This window comes from Pseudomonas sp. JV241A (assembly GCF_900275665.1).
GTDB classification, from domain to species: domain Bacteria; phylum Pseudomonadota; class Gammaproteobacteria; order Pseudomonadales; family Pseudomonadaceae; genus Aquipseudomonas; species Aquipseudomonas wadenswilerensis.
On the sequence record NZ_OPYO01000025.1, the window covers coordinates 71,378 to 88,745 of the forward strand.

16 protein-coding genes are annotated in these 17,368 nt (G+C 60.8%); 11 read left to right on the forward strand and 5 right to left on the reverse strand.

Annotation, left to right across the window (positions count from 1 at the left end; translation table 11 throughout):
* Positions 1-43 precede the first annotated feature (43 nt).
* A complete protein-coding gene (locus tag JV241A_RS16355; RefSeq protein WP_115088002.1) occupies positions 44-811 on the reverse strand; it encodes a GntR family transcriptional regulator in 768 nt (255 codons plus the stop codon).
* A 389-nt stretch (positions 812-1,200) separates the two neighbouring features.
* Here JV241A_RS16355 and JV241A_RS16360 point away from each other — a divergent pair, with 389 nt between their 5' ends.
* Positions 1,201-2,520 (forward strand): NCS2 family permease, encoded by a 1,320-nt coding sequence (locus tag JV241A_RS16360; protein WP_224793731.1) that lies wholly within the window; start codon positions 1,201-1,203, stop codon positions 2,518-2,520.
* A gap of 274 nt (positions 2,521-2,794) precedes the next feature.
* On the opposite strand, the gene uraH is transcribed toward JV241A_RS16360, so the two are convergent.
* Positions 2,795-3,148, reverse strand: a complete 354-nt coding sequence (gene uraH / locus JV241A_RS16365; RefSeq protein ID WP_010225132.1) for a hydroxyisourate hydrolase — start codon at positions 3,146-3,148, stop codon at positions 2,795-2,797.
* 398 nt (positions 3,149-3,546) lie between these two features.
* Between uraH and puuE the strand changes: the two genes are divergently transcribed.
* From puuE to JV241A_RS16400, 7 genes are all read left to right on the forward strand, one after another.
* The gene (gene puuE, locus JV241A_RS16370) at positions 3,547-4,473 is read left to right on the forward strand and encodes an allantoinase PuuE (protein WP_115088003.1); all 927 of its coding nucleotides are present in this window, start codon (positions 3,547-3,549) and stop codon (positions 4,471-4,473) included.
* Positions 4,473-4,988, forward strand: a complete 516-nt coding sequence (gene uraD / locus JV241A_RS16375) for a 2-oxo-4-hydroxy-4-carboxy-5-ureidoimidazoline decarboxylase (protein WP_115088004.1) — start codon at positions 4,473-4,475, stop codon at positions 4,986-4,988. Before puuE ends, uraD begins: the two co-directional genes overlap by 1 nt.
* Before the next feature lie 104 nt (positions 4,989-5,092).
* Positions 5,093-5,596 (forward strand): ureidoglycolate lyase, encoded by a 504-nt coding sequence (locus tag JV241A_RS16380; protein WP_045200421.1) that lies wholly within the window; start codon positions 5,093-5,095, stop codon positions 5,594-5,596.
* Positions 5,597-5,646: 50 nt separating this feature from the next.
* Positions 5,647-6,972, forward strand: coding sequence for a urate hydroxylase PuuD (locus tag JV241A_RS16385; protein ID WP_115088005.1), 1,326 nt, complete (start codon positions 5,647-5,649; stop codon positions 6,970-6,972).
* Positions 6,973-7,105: 133 nt separating this feature from the next.
* Positions 7,106-8,461 (forward strand): nucleobase:cation symporter-2 family protein, encoded by a 1,356-nt coding sequence (locus tag JV241A_RS16390; RefSeq protein ID WP_115088006.1) that lies wholly within the window; start codon positions 7,106-7,108, stop codon positions 8,459-8,461.
* Positions 8,462-8,595: 134 nt separating this feature from the next.
* Positions 8,596-9,381, forward strand: a complete 786-nt coding sequence (locus JV241A_RS16395) for an outer membrane protein OmpK (RefSeq protein ID WP_115088007.1) — start codon at positions 8,596-8,598, stop codon at positions 9,379-9,381.
* A gap of 362 nt (positions 9,382-9,743) precedes the next feature.
* A complete protein-coding gene (locus tag JV241A_RS16400; protein ID WP_115088008.1) occupies positions 9,744-10,532 on the forward strand; it encodes an outer membrane protein OmpK in 789 nt (262 codons plus the stop codon).
* 105 nt (positions 10,533-10,637) lie between these two features.
* Here the strand turns inward: JV241A_RS16400 and JV241A_RS16405 are convergent, their stop codons facing one another.
* Positions 10,638-10,907 (reverse strand): hypothetical protein, encoded by a 270-nt coding sequence (locus JV241A_RS16405; RefSeq protein WP_134063535.1) that lies wholly within the window; start codon positions 10,905-10,907, stop codon positions 10,638-10,640.
* Positions 10,908-11,140: 233 nt separating this feature from the next.
* Here JV241A_RS16405 and JV241A_RS16410 point away from each other — a divergent pair, with 233 nt between their 5' ends.
* Positions 11,141-13,087, forward strand: a complete 1,947-nt coding sequence (locus JV241A_RS16410; RefSeq protein WP_134063537.1) for an LTA synthase family protein — start codon at positions 11,141-11,143, stop codon at positions 13,085-13,087.
* 15 nt (positions 13,088-13,102) lie between these two features.
* Here the strand turns inward: JV241A_RS16410 and JV241A_RS16415 are convergent, their stop codons facing one another.
* Positions 13,103-14,011, reverse strand: coding sequence for a DUF808 family protein (locus tag JV241A_RS16415; RefSeq protein WP_134063539.1), 909 nt, complete (start codon positions 14,009-14,011; stop codon positions 13,103-13,105).
* A 146-nt stretch (positions 14,012-14,157) separates the two neighbouring features.
* Between JV241A_RS16415 and JV241A_RS16420 the strand changes: the two genes are divergently transcribed.
* The gene (locus JV241A_RS16420; RefSeq protein WP_115088010.1) at positions 14,158-14,766 is read left to right on the forward strand and encodes a TetR/AcrR family transcriptional regulator; all 609 of its coding nucleotides are present in this window, start codon (positions 14,158-14,160) and stop codon (positions 14,764-14,766) included.
* A 97-nt stretch (positions 14,767-14,863) separates the two neighbouring features.
* On the opposite strand, the gene JV241A_RS16425 is transcribed toward JV241A_RS16420, so the two are convergent.
* Positions 14,864-15,304 carry a heme-binding protein gene (locus tag JV241A_RS16425; protein WP_010225106.1) on the reverse strand — a complete coding sequence of 147 codons (441 nt, stop codon included), beginning with the start codon at positions 15,302-15,304 and terminating at the stop codon, positions 14,864-14,866.
* A 256-nt stretch (positions 15,305-15,560) separates the two neighbouring features.
* On the opposite strand from JV241A_RS16425, the gene gcl reads away from it, so the two are divergent.
* The gene (gene gcl, locus JV241A_RS16430; protein ID WP_115088013.1) at positions 15,561-17,336 is read left to right on the forward strand and encodes a glyoxylate carboligase; all 1,776 of its coding nucleotides are present in this window, start codon (positions 15,561-15,563) and stop codon (positions 17,334-17,336) included.
* Positions 17,337-17,368 lie beyond the last annotated feature (32 nt).

Below are 17,368 nucleotides of genomic sequence, written 5' to 3' on the forward strand. Positions count from 1 at the left end.
CTGGATAACCTGCCAGTGGCCGGACATTGGGTGCTACTGGCCTTCAACCCTTGAGCGGCGCAATCCCACCACGCTTCTTGGTCTGCAGCAGGTGCGAGAACACCGCATGCAGGTCATCCGAGGCGCTGTCTTCATCGAGGTTGAGCTTGCTGTCGATGTGGTCCATGTGGTGCATCATCAGGCTCACTGCCTGGTTGACGTCACGGGCCTCGATGGCGTCGATCAGCTGCATGTGCTCGTCGTAGGAGCAATGCGAGCGGTTGCCGCTTTCATACTGGGCGATGATCAGCGAGGTTTGCGACACCAGGCTGCGCTGGAAGCTGATCAATGGGGCATTGCCCGCCGCTTCCGCCAGTTTCAGGTGGAACTCGCCGGACAAACGAATACCGGCACCGCGATCGCCACGGGAGAAGCTGTCGCGCTCCTCGCGGACCATCTGGCGCAGTTCGTTGAGTTGCTCGGCAGTGGCGTGCTCGACCGCAAGCTCGGTGATGGCGCGCTCGACCATGCGTCGCGAGAAGAACACCTGGCGGGCTTCCTCGACCGTCGGGCTGGCCACTACCGCGCCGCGGTTGGGCCGCAGCAGGACCACGCTTTCGTGGGCCAGGCGCGACAGGGCGCGACGGATGATGGTGCGGCTGACGCCGAAGATCTCGCCCAGGGCTTCCTCGCTCAACTTGGTACCCGGCGCCAGACGCTGCTCGAGGATGGCCTCGAAAATGTGCGCGTAGACGATATCGTCCTGGGTTCCGCTACGACCGGCCTTGCCGGTACGCACTGGTTTCTTGAGAGGTTGCAGCTGTTCGTTCATGGGCACTCGAGCACGGAGATCCGCCAGTCGGACCCTGACTGTAATACCAGCCAGTGGGGCGATGGCAAGTCCTGGTAAGAAAATTAAACGATTAAGGTATTGGCACATTGTACACAGCCGCAGGGATTTCTGCAGGTGGCGATGGCCTTTATAGCTGCACTGGCAAATTATCTGAGCACAACAAAGAAAACATTATTTGCATTCTTTGTATACAAACGCATAATCCATCCGTGCAACTTCCTGACCCAGAAGTCAACAAACGGTCCGGTGGCCTGCCATCCCATCCGCCTCACAGAGCCCCCCAGTGCGTGCGCAGGATTGGTTCTGGAAAACAAGAAAAGACTTGAGGAGTACACGCTGTGGAAAGCCGCAAATCCGACGCCCCTACGCTGGATCTTGCCCCACCGCTCGAAACGAGCTGGCTGGAGCGGATTTTCAAACTCAAGCTACATGGCACCACCGTCAAAACCGAGATGATCGCCGGGTTGACCACCTTCATCACCATGGCCTACATCATTTTCGTCAACCCCAACATCATGGCCGATGCCGGCATCGATCACGGCGCGGCGTTCGTCGCCACCTGCATCGCCGCCGCCCTTGGCTGCCTGTTGATGGGCCTGTACGCCAACTGGCCAGTAGGCCTGGCGCCGGGCATGGGGCTCAACGCCTTCTTTACCTACACCGTGGTCGGGACCATGGGCTACACCTGGGAAGCCGCGCTGGGCGCGGTGTTCGTCTCCGGGGTGCTGTTCATGCTGCTGACCTTGTCGCGGGTGCGCGAATGGCTGCTCAACAGCATTCCGGTCAGCCTGCGGCATGCCATGGGTGCCGGCGTCGGATTGTTCCTCGGACTGATCGGTCTTAAAACCGCCGGGATTGTCGTCGACAGCCCGGCGACCCTGATCAAGCTCGGCTCGCTGCATGAGCCTGGCCCGCTGCTGGCGGCCATCTGCTTTTTGATGATCGCGGTGCTCAGCTACCACCGGGTGTTCGGCGCGATCCTGATCAGCATCATCAGCGTCACCCTCGCCGGCTGGGGCCTGGGCCTGGTGGAGTACGGCGGACTGTTCTCGCTGCCGCCGAGCCTGGCGCCGACCTGGATGGCCATGGATGTCGCCGGCGTGTTCAACGTCAGCATGATTGCCGTGGTGTTCGCTTTCCTTTTCGTGCACATGTTCGACACCGCCGGCACCCTGATGGGCGTGGCCCAGCGGGCCAACCTGGTGAATGCCGACGGGCGCATCGAAAACCTGTCGCGAGCGCTTAAAGCCGACAGTGCATCGAGCGTGTTTGGCGCCGTGGTCGGCGTGCCACCGGTGACCAGCTATGTGGAGAGTGCCGCGGGGGTCGCCGCCGGTGGCCGTACCGGGCTTACCGCGGTGGTGGTGGGCCTGTTCTTCATCGCCGCGATGTTCTTCGCCCCGCTGGCCGGGATGATTCCTGCCTATGCCACAGCCGGCGCGCTGATCTACGTGGCGATGCTGATGATGGGCAGCATGGCCCACATCAACTGGGATGAAGCCACCGACAGCATCCCGGCGATTGTCACCGCGATCATGATGCCGCTGACCTTCTCGGTCGCCGACGGCATCGCCCTGGGCTTTATCACCTATGTGGTGCTCAAGGCCGGGACCGGACGCTACAAGGAGATCTCGGCAAGCCTGTGGGTGCTGACGGCGATCTTCATTGCCAAGTTTGTATTCCTGTAAACACAACTGCAGGTAAACAGGGCCTCACCTTCGGGTGGGGCTTTTTGTTGTCGGCTAAACAGTGCTGATGCCTGAGTGGTCCCTGTGGGAGCTGGCTTGCCAGCGATCGACCGCGAAGCGGTCGTAATCCGGGCAACAACTTTGGTGCGAACCGCACTGGCCTCATCGCTGGCAAGCCAGCTCCCACAGGGATAGGCGGGATCTCGAATCACAGGCAAAAAAAAGCCCGCAGTGTGAGCGGGCAAGGACCTACGAAGATTCTTCTAGCGACCAACTAGCTTCCACGATAGGTCGAGTAACTGTACGGCGAGATCAACAGCGGTACGTGGTAGTGATCCTGCTCGGCACTGATGCCGAAACGCAGCACCACCACATCAAGGAAAGCAGGCTCGGGCAGTTGTACGCCGCGGGCACGGTAGTAATCGCCGGCGCTGAACTGCAGCTGGTAGACACCGCTGCGGTAATCATCGCCTTGCAACAGCGGCGCGTCGCAACGGCCATCGCTGTTGGTCAGGGTAGTGTTCACCAGCTCCAGCTGCTGGCCTTCGACCCGGTACAGCTCGACCTTGATCGAGCTGCCAGGGCAGCCATGAGCGGCATCCAGTACATGCGTGGTCAAACGTCCCATTGCTTGCTCGCCTCTGTTCTATCTGTGGGCAAAAAATACCCGCACGCCAGCGTCAGGAAGCCCGACAACGTGCGGCTGTCGGATTATTAAGACATTTCTCTGTAAAATTGTACACAATAATTCGGTATTCTTTCCTGACATGCCGCTCATCCCCTGTAAATAAGCCATCAGTCGCAAAACCACGCCATTGGCCGACGCGACCGTCATTAGCTGACCGATCAGGCAGGTTTCTTGCAGGGCTCCTTATAGAGGCAGGAGTGGGTAAAAAGGCAAAGAAAAGCGAAAAAACAGGCTTACAAATCGCAAACAAAGTTGTATACAATCATTCCATCGTCGTGGCCGATACCCTACCCGGGTGCCCACGCCCTCCGCATTAACGTACAAGAAGGAAGACTGCAGTGAGCGCTGATTACCCTCGCGACCTGATCGGTTACGGCAACACCCCACCCCATCCGCGCTGGCCGGGGAACGCCCGCATTGCTTTGTCTTTCGTGCTCAATTACGAAGAAGGTGGCGAACGCAACATCCTTCATGGCGATAAAGAGTCCGAAGCCTTCCTCTCGGAAATGGTCTCCGCCCAGCCGCTGCAGGGCGCGCGCAACATGAGCATGGAGTCGCTGTACGAGTATGGCAGCCGCGCTGGCGTGTGGCGCCTGCTCAAGCTGTTCAAGGACACCGGTGTACCGCTGACCATCTTCGCCGTGGCCATGGCCGCCCAGCGCCACCCGGACGTGATCCGCGCCATGGTCGAAGCCGGCCACGAGATCTGCAGCCACGGCTACCGCTGGATCGATTACCAATACATGGATGAGGCCCAGGAGCGCGAGCACATGCTCGAAGCCATCCGCATCCTCACCGAACTCACCGGCGAGCGTCCGCTGGGCTGGTACACCGGCCGCACCGGGCCGAACACCCGCCGCCTGGTGATGGAGGAAGGTGGCTTCCTCTACGACAGCGACACCTACGACGACGACCTGCCCTACTGGGAACAGAACAATCCGACCGGCAAGCCGCACCTGGTGATCCCCTACACCCTGGACACCAACGACATGCGCTTCACCCAGGTGCAGGGCTTCAACTGCGGCGAGCAGTTCTTCCAGTACCTCAAGGACGCTTTCGATGTGCTCTACGAAGAAGGCGCCGAGGCACCGAAGATGCTCTCGATCGGCCTGCACTGCCGCCTGATCGGCCGCCCGGCGCGCCTGGCCGCGCTCAAGCGTTTCGTCGAGTACGCCAAGAGCCATGACCAGGTCTGGTTCGCCCGGCGCGTGGACATCGCCCGTCACTGGCATGCCACCCACCCTTTCCAAGCCGAGAAAGCATGATGACCGCATTCAAGACCCTGAAGCCTTCGACCCTGGATCGCGCAGCGTTCGTTGCAGCCTTCGCCGACATCTACGAACACTCGCCGTGGGTCGCCGAAAAGGCCTACGACCTGGGCCAGCTGCAGGAAATCGAGCAGATCGAAGCCCTGCACCAGCGCATGAGCGACATCCTCCTGAGCGCCGACCACGCCGCCCAGCTGGCGCTGATCAACGCGCACCCGGACCTCGCCGGCAAGGCCGCGATCCAGGGTGAACTGACCGAATCGAGCACCCATGAACAAGCCGGCGCCGGTATCCACCAGTGCACCGCCGAAGAGTTCGAGCGCTTCACCGAACTCAACGATGCCTACAAAGAGAAGTTCAAGTTCCCGTTCATCATGGCGGTCAAAGGCAGTAACCGGCACCAGATCCTGGCCGCCTTTGAAAAGCGCATCCACAACTCGGTCGAAGCCGAGTTCAAGGAAGCGCTGGCGCAGATCAACCTGATCGCCCTGTTCCGCCTGCTGCAGCTTTAAGGGCGTCGACCGCCGGGCTGGCCCGAGTGCGCGACGCGAGCGTACCCAGGGCCTGACCGGCGCAACAACGGCTCCCTCCACAACACAGAATAAAGAGAATCCGCATGCGCACTTTAGTGATTGAGCCCCTGAGCAAAGAAGCCTTCGCCCCTTTCGGTGACGTGATCGAAACCGACGGCAGCGACCACTTCATGATCAACAACGGCTCGACCATGCGCTTCCATCGTCTGGCCACGGTCGAAACCGCACAACCCGACGACAAGGCGATCATCAGCATCTTCCGCGCCGACGCGCAGGACATGCCGCTGACCGTCCGCATGCTGGAGCGCCATCCGCAGGGCAGCCAGGCTTTCATTCCGCTGCTCGGCAACCCCTTTCTGATCGTGGTCGCGCCCGTTGGCGATGCACCTGTATCAGGCCTGGTCCGTGCCTTCATCAGTAATGGAAGGCAGGGCATCAATTACCATCGCGGCGTCTGGCACCACCCGGTGCTGACGATCGAAAAGCGGGATGACTTCCTGGTGGTTGATCGCAGTGGCACTGGCAACAACTGCGATGAGCATTTTTTCAATGAGGATGAGCAATTGATCCTCGCCCCCCACCAATAAGAGAAGACCTGAGCGCCCGGCTACAGGGCGCCAGGGTAGAGGTAAAGACTGTGGAAGCACATCTGTTGGAATGGCTGAACCTGAGCGTGCGTTGGGTTCACATGATCACTGGCGTGGCATGGATTGGCGCGTCGTTCTACTTTGTCTGGCTGGAAAACAACCTCAACCGGGCCAACCCGCGCGACGGTCTGTCCGGCGATCTCTGGGCGATTCACGGTGGCGGGATCTACCACCTGGAGAAATACAAGCTGGCTCCGCCAAAAATGCCGGAGAACCTGCACTGGTTCAAATGGGAAGCCTATTTCACCTGGATGTCGGGTATCGCCCTGCTGTGCCTGGTGTTCTACTGGAACCCGACCCTGTACCTGCTGGCCCCCGGCAGCACCCTGAGCGGTGGTGAAGGCATCGCCATCGGTATCGGTTCGCTGATCGCCGGCTGGTTCATCTACGACTTCCTCTGTGACTCGCCGCTGGGCAAACGCCCTGCCCTGCTCGGCCTGGTGCTGTTCGTGCTGGTCATCGCCGCCTGCTACGGCTTCAGCCAGGTGTTCAGCGGCCGTGGCGCGTACCTGCACACCGGCGCGATCATCGGCACCATCATGGTCGGCAACGTGTTCCGCACCATCATGCCGGCCCAGCGTCAGCTGGTCGCCGCCATCGAAGCCAACCAGACGCCCGACCCGGTACTGCCGGCCAAGGGCCTGCTGCGCTCGCGGCACAACAACTACTTCACCCTGCCGGTGCTGTTCATCATGATCAGCAACCACTTCCCGAGCACCTACGGCAGCCAGTACAACTGGTTGATCCTGGCAGGTATCGCGGTGGCTGCGGTGTTGGTACGTCACTACTTCAACACCCGTCATGACAGCAACAAGTACGCCTGGACCCTGCCGGTCGGTGCCCTGTCGATGATCTGCCTGGCGTACGTCACCGGCCCTGCGCCGATGCCGAGCGCCCCTGAGCAGGCCGCCGCCAAGGTCGAGTACCAGCCGTTGCCGGAAACCGCCCTGGGTGGCAAGACCGCTGCCGAGAAAGCTGCTGAACAGGCTGCCGCTCCAGCACAGCCTGCCGCACCGACCGAGGCGCCAGCCAACGCCACCGCCAAGCTCGACGACGCCGGCTTCGACAAGATCCACAGCGTCATCCAGGAGCGTTGCACCGTGTGCCACTCGGCCAAGCCGACCAGCCCGCTGTTCAGCGCCGCTCCTGCCGGGGTGATGCTCGATACCCCGCAACAGATCCAGCAACAGGCCGCACGCATCCAGGCACAAGCCGTGGCTACGCAGATCATGCCGCTGGGCAACATCACCCAGATGACCCAGCAGGAACGTGAACTGATTGGCGCCTGGGTCGCCAAGGGAGCACCGACCCACTAAGGCAGCCGCAAGCTGCCAGCTGTAAGCGACAAGCAAAAAAAAGCTGCAAGCCAAGCGCGACCTCCTGCTTCTTCTTGAAGCTTGGCGCTTGAAGCTTGCAGCTCCAAGAATAAAAACAAAACCGAGGTGTTGCATGTCCGAGTCACGCAAGGCGTACATCCCTGTTGCGCCCCCACGACAGCCACTGCCCCTGTTCCAACTGTTCCTGGTGGGTCTGCAGCATGTGTTGCTGATGTACGGAGGCGCGATTGCCGTGCCGCTGATCATCGGACAAGCCGCCGGACTTTCTCGTGAAGAAGTCGCTTTCCTGATCAATGCCGACCTGCTGGTCGCTGGTGTCGCCACCATCGTCCAGTCGTTCGGCATTGGCGCAGTCGGCATCCGCATGCCGGTGATGATGGGCGCAAGCTTTGCCGCGGTCGGCAGCATGGTGGCCATGGCCGGCATGCCCGGCGTCGGCCTGCAGGGGATTTTCGGCGCGACCATCGCCGCCGGTTTCTTCGGCATGATCATCGCGCCGTTCATGTCCAAGGTCGTGCGCTTCTTCCCGCCCCTGGTGACCGGCACGGTCATCACCTCGATCGGCCTGTCGCTGTTCCCGGTTGCCGTCAACTGGGCCGGCGGTGGCGCCGATGCCGCGCCCTTCGGCTCCCCCGTCTACCTGATCGTCGCCGGCCTGGTGCTCGCCACCATCCTGCTGATCAACCGCTTCATGCGTGGTTTCTGGGTCAATGTCTCGGTACTGATCGGCATGGGCCTGGGCTACATCATCGCCGGCTCCATCGGCATGGTCGACCTCTCTGGCCTGAGTGAAGCGCCATGGGTACAGGTCGTGACGCCGCTGCATTTCGGCATGCCGACCTTCAGCCTGGCGCCGATCCTGTCGATGTGCCTGGTGGTGGTGATCATCTTCGTCGAGTCCACCGGCATGTTCCTCGCCCTGGGCAAGGTCACCGACCGTGAAGTTACCCCGGGCATGCTGCGCCGCGGCCTGATGTGCGATGCCGGTGCGTCGTTCGTGGCCGGCTTTTTCAACACCTTCACCCACTCCTCGTTCGCCCAGAACATCGGCCTGGTGCAGATGACCGGCGTGCGTTGCCGCTACGTCACCGTGGTCGCCGGCGGCTTCCTGATCCTGCTCAGCCTGCTGCCAAAAGCGGCGTTCCTGATTGCCTCGATTCCGCCTGCGGTACTCGGCGGGGCGTCGATTGCCATGTTCGGCATGGTCGCCGCCACTGGCATCAAGATCCTTCAGGAAGCCGACATCGCCGACCGCCGCAACCAGTTGCTGGTGGCCGTCAGCGTCGGCATGGGCCTGATCCCGGTAGTGCGTCCGGAGTTCTTCGCGCAGATGCCGCAGTGGATGGAACCGATCACCCACAGCGGGATTGCCATGGCCACGGTCAGCGCGTTGATCCTCAACCTGCTGTTCAACATTCTCGGTGGCGCCGAGCGCGCCGCCCACAACGATACCGCCCACCAGCACTGAGCCTTTGGGCGGCGCTTGCCGCCCGGCATCACCCAAGCAATACGCAAGGCCGTCGACCCGTGGGAGCGGGTCGGCCGGGGCGCTTCGCGCCAAAAAAACCGAAAACTAACAATAACAAAGCCGGGAATCACAACATGAAAGGCATCACCACTTCCCTCCTGCTGGGTAGCAGTCTGCTGGCCACCTTGCCAGCCGCCGCAGGGGACTTGCTGCTCTGGCACACCAACAGCCTCACCTACCTCTACGGCAAGGACTTCCAGGTCAACCCTGCAATCCAGCAGACGGTGACCTTCGAACATGCCAACAAGTGGAAGTACGGCGACACCTTCCTGTTCATCGACAAGATCTTCTACAACGGCGGCACCGACCGCAACAAAGGCAACAACACCTACTACGGTGAATTCAGCCCGCGCCTGTCGTTCGGCAAGATCTTCGATCGCAAATTCGAGTTCGGTCCGATCAAGGACGTGTTGCTGGCCATGACCTACGAGTCTGGCGAAGGCGACAACGAGGCCTACCTGATCGGCCCCGGCTTTGACCTGGCGATCCCCGGTTTCAACTACTTCACCCTCAACATCATGCAGCGCAACACCGAAGGCAGCCGCCCCGGTGATCGCGTCTGGCAGATTACCCCGACCTTTTCCTACACCATCCCCGTGGGCAAGTCCGATGTGCTGATCGACGGCTACATGGACTGGGTGGTGGACAACGACCAGAGCCGGCGCGGCACCTACCACGCCAACCTGCAGTTCAACCCACAGGTCAAATACGACCTGGGCAAGGCCCTGAACCTGGGCGCCAAGCAGTTGTACGTGGGTATCGAGTACAGCTACTGGAAAGACAAATACGGTATCGAGAACAGTGGAAAGCTCGACACCAACCAGAGCGTTACCAGCGCCCTGGTTAAGGTTCACTTCTAAAAGCTGACCAAATGCACAGTTTTTGCCTCACCCGCTCCAGGACGGGGCACTTGAGGACCGGCGCGCAAGTCAGTAATCTGCGCGCCCCCTCGATCAGGGCAGGACGGATCCTGCCTGCGTTTGCTGACCGCTCAGTCAATGAATTCGGGCGGTTGGCAGGCGTCACGCCAACCTGAAATACCCATTTTCAACTGTTCAGAAAGACGTCGAGCAGGATTGCTTGCGCCACCCCGGAAGGTTGGCCCAGCTCTTGCCAAACAGCTGTGGCCAATCGAAAAAAACTGACCCAAAAGACAAGTATTTACCCAAAAGGTGCCGCACCAGAGCACCGACACAGAATCAATCAAGGGAGCAACTACGCGATGCGTATTACCAACAGCCTGATCCTCGCCAGCGGCCTGCTGGCGGCCAGCACCGCCGCCAGCGCCGGTGATCTGCTGCAATGGCAGAACAACAGCCTGACCTACCTGTGGGGCAAGAACTTTGCCGTCAACCCGTCGATCCAGCAGACCGTGACCTTCGAGCACGCCGATGCCTGGAAGTACGGCGACAACTTCATCTTCGTCGACAAGATCTTCTACAACGGTGACAAGGACTTCAACAACGGCCCCAATACCTACTACGGCGAGATCAGCCCGCGCCTGTCGTTCGGCAAGATCTTCGACCAGAAGCTGGCCTTCGGTCCGGTCAAGGACGTGCTGCTGGCGATGACCTACGAGTTTGGCGAGGGCGACACCGAGTCCTACCTGATCGGCCCGGGTTTCGACCTGGACATCCCAGGCTTCGACTACTTCCAGCTGAACTTCTACCAGCGCAACACCGAGGGCAGCCGTGCCGGTGACAACGTCTGGCAGATCACCCCGGTCTGGTCCTACACCATTCCTGTGGGCAAGTCCGACATTCTCATCGATGGTTTCATGGACTGGGTCGTCGACAACGATGCCACCAGCCGCCGTGGCACCTACCACGCCAACCTGCACTTCAACCCGCAGGTCAAATATGACCTGGGCAAGGCGCTGAACTGGGGCGAGAAGCAGCTGTATGTCGGTTTCGAATACGACTACTGGAAGAACAAGTACGGCATCAAGGACAGCGATGCCTTCGATACCGATCAGAACACTGCCAGCTTCCTGGTCAAAGCGCACTTCTGATCCGCACGGATACAAAGTTGCGCCCTGCACGGGCGCAACTTTTGATAAGAAAATCAAACTTTGGAAAGATCTTACATTAATTAAGGCGTTTTCCTGCAAATAAATTCAGCCGATACTCTCGCGCCGCAGATTCAGACGCAAATACAAACCAACGGCCGCAAGCCCCGGTGCAATAACCCCAAACGCCAACAAACTGAACACCACCGCCCGGTGATCGATCAGGCGCAGCACATCTGCCAACAGAATACCCAGGCAGACCAGCACGCCCAGCCCAGCCACACCCAGGCAGCTGCCCGGCACAGAAGCAAAGCGACGCCTGCGCGCGCAAAGCAAAACCATGACGCAGAGGCTGGTCCAGGCCAATGCAGTGGCCATGTACAAGCCCAGGTGAAAGACATCGTAGGTCAATGATCTGAAGGGCATTCATGGGTTCCTTATTAATTATCAGGGGCGATTATCATTAGCGCCTCGTGCGCATCCTTGCGGCATGAAAGATCTATCACTATAAACCACCGAGCAACTTCTTCACTGCATTTATTTGACAATTCTTTCTCATTTCAAGCGTTAGTTTGCCGCCCCACTTCCCCTGCAATAACAAGGCAAACGCCATGCACGCTACACGTTCAGCGCCAGTGCGCTATCTACTGCTTTTGACGTCGTTGTGGTTGGTTATTTTCTTACTGACAAGAAGCGCCCTGTACTTCACTCACCTGAGCGATGCCGGGGGGCATTTTTTCTCGATCTTTGCCACCGGTCTGGTCTATGACCTGGGCTTTGTGCTCTATGCCGCCTTGCCCCTGGCCGTCTACCTGCTGCTGTGCCCGGCGCCGCTATGGCGGTTGCGGGCACATCGCGGGTTGCTGCGGGTGGTGATGTTCGCCAGCGTGTTCGTCATGTTGTTCGTCGCCGTTGCCGAATGGCTGTTCTGGGACGAATTCGGCGTGCGCTTTAACTTTATCGCCGTGGACTACCTGGTGTACTCCGATGAGGTACTGAACAACATCCTCGAGTCCTACCCCATCGGCCTGATCCTCGGCGTGCTGGCACTGGCCGCGCTGGTAGTGACCCTGGCAATTGCCAAACCGTTACGCCAGGCCCTGGATGCACCTTTGCCCAGTTGGCGTAAACGCCTTGCCAGCCTTGCTGGCCTGGCACTGCTGGCCGGCAGTTGGGCGCTGCTGATCAACCAGGACATGCCTCGCGGCCAGGGTGGCAATGCCTACGCCCGCGAACTGGCAAGCAACGGGCCGTACCAGTTCTTTGCCGCGTTTCGCAACAACGAACTGGACTATTCACAGTTCTACGGCAGCCTCAGCGAAAGCGAATCCACCCAGTTGATCCGCGCTGAACTGCAAGAACCCAATGCACGCTTCGTCGATCAGGAACCCATGGGCATTCGCCGGGAAATCACTGCCTCGGGCAGCCCGCGCACGCCGAATATCGTCCTGGTCACCATCGAGAGCCTGAGCGCCAAGTACCTGGGCAGCAATGGCGATACCCGCAACCTCACCCCCAACCTCGACGCATTGCGCAAGCAGAGCCTGTACTTCAACAACTTCTATGCCACCGGCACCCGCACCGACCGTGGCCTGGAGGCGATCACCCTGTCGATGCCGCCAACGCCCGGGCGTTCGATCGTCAAGCGCATCGGCCGTGAAAGCGGCTTCGCCAGCCTTGGCCAGCAACTGGCCGAAGTCGGCTACGACAGCGTGTTCGTCTACGGCGGGCGCGGCTATTTCGACAACATGAACGCGTTCTTCAGCGGCAACGGCTACCGGGTCGTCGACCAGAGCAGCGTTGCCGAGGCCGACATCAGCTTCAAGAATGCCTGGGGCATGTCCGATGAGGACCTGTACACCCAAGCGCTAAAACTGGCGGACGCCGACCACGACAACCAGTTGCCGTTCTTTCTGCAACTGATGACCACCTCCAACCATCGCCCCTACACTTACCCCGATGGCCGTATCGATATTCCATCAGGCAACGGCCGCGACGGCGCGGTGAAGTACACCGACCATGCCATCGGGCGCTTTTTGCAACAGGCCCGCAGCAAACCCTGGTTCGACAACACCCTGTTCATCTTTGTTGCCGATCACACGGCCGGGAGTGCCGGCAAGGAGGACCTGCCGGTCAGCAACTATCAGATCCCGCTGTTCATCTACGCCCCGAAACTGATCGAAGCGCGCGAGGAGTCGAAGCTGGCCAGCCAGATCGACCTCGCACCGACCCTGCTGGGCCTGTTGAACATGAGCTACACCTCAACCTTCTTCGGTCGCGACCTGATGCTTGAAGACCGCCTGCCACCGCGGGTGCTGATCGGCAACTACCAGCACCTGGGCCTGTTCAACGGCCAGGACCTGGCGATCCTCAGCCCGCGTGACGGCTTGCGCCGCCACCAACAGGCGCTGGGTGAAAGCCAGGAAGTGAACAGCAGCACCGGTGACACGTTGATCCAGCGCGCAATTGCCTACTACCAGGTCGCCAGCTACGGCTTCACCCACCACCTGCTCGACTGGCTGCCCGCAGCCAACGAGCGCACAGCACTGAAGAACTGATCAAACCCCTCGGAATCAGGCTCTGGCAGCACCCCAGAGCTTGCCGATGACCGCCACCACCGCCAGTACCGCGGCACCGGCAACGATACCGACGCCGGCGTTGAGCAAGGCACCGGTCAAGGCGCCGCCGCGCCCTGCGCTGAAGGCTTCAATGGCGTGATGCAGCGGCGCCACGCCGTGCACCAGGATCCCGCCACCGACCAGAAACATCGCCGCCGTACCGATCACCGACAGGCTCTTCATCATGTACGGCGCCGCCCGCAGGATGCCGTTGCCGATCGCCTTGGCCGCGCTCGAGGCCTTCTGGGTCAGCCACAGGCCCAGGTCATCGAGCTTGACGATGCCGGCCACCAGGCCATAGACACCGATGGTCATGACAATGGCGATGCCCGAAAGGACGATGATCTGCTGGGTCAGCGGCGCATGGGCGACCGCGCCCAGGGTGATGGCGATGATCTCGGCCGAAAGGATGAAGTCGGTGCGCACCGCGCCCTTAATCTTGCCCTGCTCGAAGGCCACCAGGTCGACTGCTGGGTCCGCCACCGCCTCAACCAGCGCCGCATGCTCGGCCTGGTCTTGTTCCTTGCTGTGGAGGAACTTGTGCGCGAGCTTTTCGAATCCTTCAAAGCACAGGAACGCACCGCCGACCATCAGCAGCGGCGTCACCGCCCAGGGGATGAAGGCGCTGATCAACAGCGCCGCCGGCACCAGGATCAGCTTGTTGAGGAACGAGCCCTTGGCCACCGCCCAGACCACCGGGATTTCCCGCTCGGCACGCACGCCAGTGACCTGCTGGGCATTGAGCGCCAGGTCATCGCCCAGCACCCCTGCGGTCTTTTTTGCCGCGACCTTGGTCATTACCGAGACATCGTCGAGTACCGTGGCGATATCGTCGATCAATACCAGAAGACTGCTTCCTGCCATGTTTGCCTGATTCCAGCGGGTTGAGAGGGCCACAGTCTAGCTCAAAGTCGCCACCTTGAGCCGCTTGCGAACGCGGTGCTACCATGCGCAACCGCCCTCCCAGGCCCGGTGCCGCCAGCGGCCAGACACGAGGAACAGCGTCAACCATGAGCAGCATTCGCGAGCGCAACAAAGAACTGATCCTGCGCGCGGCCAGTGAAGAGTTTGCCGACAAGGGCTTCGCTGCCACCAAGACCAGCGACATCGCGGCCAAGGCCGGCCTGCCCAAGCCCAACGTCTACTACTACTTCAAATCCAAGGAAAACCTCTACCGCGAGGTCCTGGAAAGCATCATCGAGCCGATCATGCAGGCATCGACGCCGTTCAATGCCGACGGCGATCCCAAAGAGGTATTGAGCGCCTACATCCGCTCCAAGGTGCGAATCTCCCGCGACCTGCCGTTTGCTTCCAAAGTCTTCGCCAGCGAGATCATGCACGGCGCGCCGCACCTGAGCCCGAGCCAGGTCGAGCAGCTCAACGAGCAGGCCCGGCACAACATCGAGTGTATCCAGGCCTGGATCGACCGCGGCCAGATCGCCCCGCTCGACCCGCACCACCTGATGTTCAGCATCTGGGCGGCGACCCAGACCTACGCCGACTTCGACTGGCAGATCTCGGTGGTCACCGGCAAGGCCAAGCTCGATGACAGCGATTATGAGGCGGCGGCGCAGACCATCATCCGCCTGGTGCTCAAGGGGTGTGAGCCGGACGCTTAGTCCGCGGTGTCAGCATCGCCGGCAATGCCGGCTCCCACAGTAACCCCTGTGGGAGCTGGCCTTGCCAGCGATGGGCTGCAAAGCAGCCCAAGAGGCCTCAGGCCGCTACACCCGCATCCGCCGTCAACCCCGCCTCCTCGATCGCACTGATCGCGCATTGCTCGTCGATATCCGAAGTATCGCCACTGATGCCGATCGCCCCCAGCACCACGCCCTGCTGATTACGAATCAGCACCCCGCCCGGCGCCGGCACCACCGGGCTCTGGCCCAGGCCGTTGAGCGCGGCGAAGAACGCCGGGCGCTGCTGCGCATCCAGCGCCAGCAGGCGCGAGCCCTTGCCCAGGGCAATTGCACCCCAGGCCTTGCCCATCGCTACTTGCGGTCGTAGCAGGCTGGCGCCGTCTTCACGTTGCAGGGCCAGCAGATGCCCGCCGTTATCCAGCACCGCCACGGTCAACGGCGCGGAGGAAATCTTGCGCCCGGCAACCAGCGCAGCGTTCACCAGGCTGACAGCGACTTTCAAGGTCAAAGCGTTCATGGAAAGGTCCTCTTGTTGTTAGAAGCCCGAGGGCAGGTGTAAAAATCAATAGAACAAATAGAACACAATGGCGAATATTTTTGTATACAATAATTTCGACGCGATGAACCAATTCTGACGAAATGCCATTTTTAAAGGCTTCCCGACGAAAGCGCCGATCGCCGATGAAAATGGATTGACCAGAGTCGCCTGGCGTGAATACACTCTGGTGAAAAGCCATTTGTATACAATTACAAAATCAAAGAGGCACAAAACCATGAGCAAAATGAGAGCAATTGATGCAGCCGTTCTGGTGATGCGCCGCGAAGGTGTGGAAACCGCGTTTGGCATTCCGGGTGCAGCCATCAACCCCCTGTACTCGGCCCTGAAGAAAGTCGGCGGTATCGATCACGTCCTCGCTCGTCACGTTGAAGGCGCCTCGCACATGGCCGAGGGTTACACCCGCACCAAGGCCGGCAACATCGGCGTGTGCATCGGCACCTCCGGCCCTGCCGGCACCGACATGGTCACCGGCCTGTACAGTGCCTCGGCCGACTCCATCCCGATTCTGTGCATCACAGGGCAAGCGCCGCGTGCCCGCATGCACAAGGAAGATTTCCAGGCCGTCGACATCACCAGCATCGTCAAGCCGGTGACCAAGTGGGCGACCACCGTGCTGGAACCCGGCCAGGTGCCGTATGCGTTCCAGAAGGCGTTCTATGAAATGCGCTCCGGCCGTCCAGGCCCGGTGCTGATCGACCTGCCGTTCGACGTGCAGATGGCCGAGATCGAATTCGACATCGACGCCTACCAGCCGCTGCCGGTGCAAAAGCCTGCGGCCAACCGCGTCCAGGTCGAGAAAGCCCTGGCCATGCTCGATACTGCCGAGCGTCCATTGCTGGTCGCCGGTGGCGGCATCATCAACGCCGATGCCTGCGACAAGCTGGTGGAGTTCGCCGAGTTGACCGGTATCCCGGTGATCCCGACTCTGATGGGCTGGGGCATCATCCCCGACGATCACCCGCTGATGGTGGGCATGGTCGGCCTGCAGACTTCGCACCGCTACGGCAACGCCACCATGCTCAAGTCCGACGTGGTGCTGGGTATCGGCAACCGTTGGGCCAACCGTCACACTGGCTCCGTTGACGTCTACACCGAAGGCCGTCGCTTCATTCACGTCGACATCGAGCCGACCCAGATTGGCCGGGTATTCACCCCGGATCTGGGTATCGTTTCCGACGCTGGCGCCGCCCTGGACGTGTTCCTCGAAGTGGCCCGCGAGTGGAAAGCCGCCGGCAAGCTCAAGGACCGCAGCGCCTGGCTGGAAGATTGCCAACAGCGCAAATCGAGCCTGCAACGCAAGACCCATTTCGACAACGTGCCGGTCAAGCCACAGCGCGTTTACCAGGAAATGAACCAGGTCTTCGGCAAGGACACCTGCTACGTCAGCACCATCGGTCTGTCGCAGATCGCCGGCGCGCAGTTCCTTCACGTCTACAAGCCGCGTCACTGGATCAACTGCGGCCAGGCCGGCCCGCTGGGCTGGACCATCCCTGCCGCCCTCGGCGTGGTCAAGGCTGATCCGACCCGCAAGGTCGTGGCGCTGTCGGGCGACTATGACTTCCAGTTCATGATCGAAGAACTGGCAGTGGGCGCGCAGTTCAACCTGCCGTACATCCACGTGCTGGTGAACAACTCCTACCTGGGGCTGATCCGCCAGGCTCAGCGCGGCTTCGAGATGGATTACTGTGTGCAGCTGGCGTTCGAGAACGTCAACGCGCCGGAGCTCAACGGTTATGGCGTCGATCACGTCGCGGTGGTCGAAGGCCTGGGCTGCAAGGCTCTGCGCGTGACCGAACCTGGCGAGATCGCCCCGGCCCTGCTCAAGGCGCAGAAACTGGCCGAAGAGTTCCGGGTACCGGTGGTGGTCGAGGTTATCCTCGAGCGCGTGACCAACATTTCCATGGGCACCGAGATCAACGCGGTCAACGAATTCGAAGACCTGGCGCTGGTCGGCAACGACGCGCCAACCGCGATTTCCCTGCTCGACTGATCGCTGCGAAGGCCCTGCTGCCGGGTGCACAG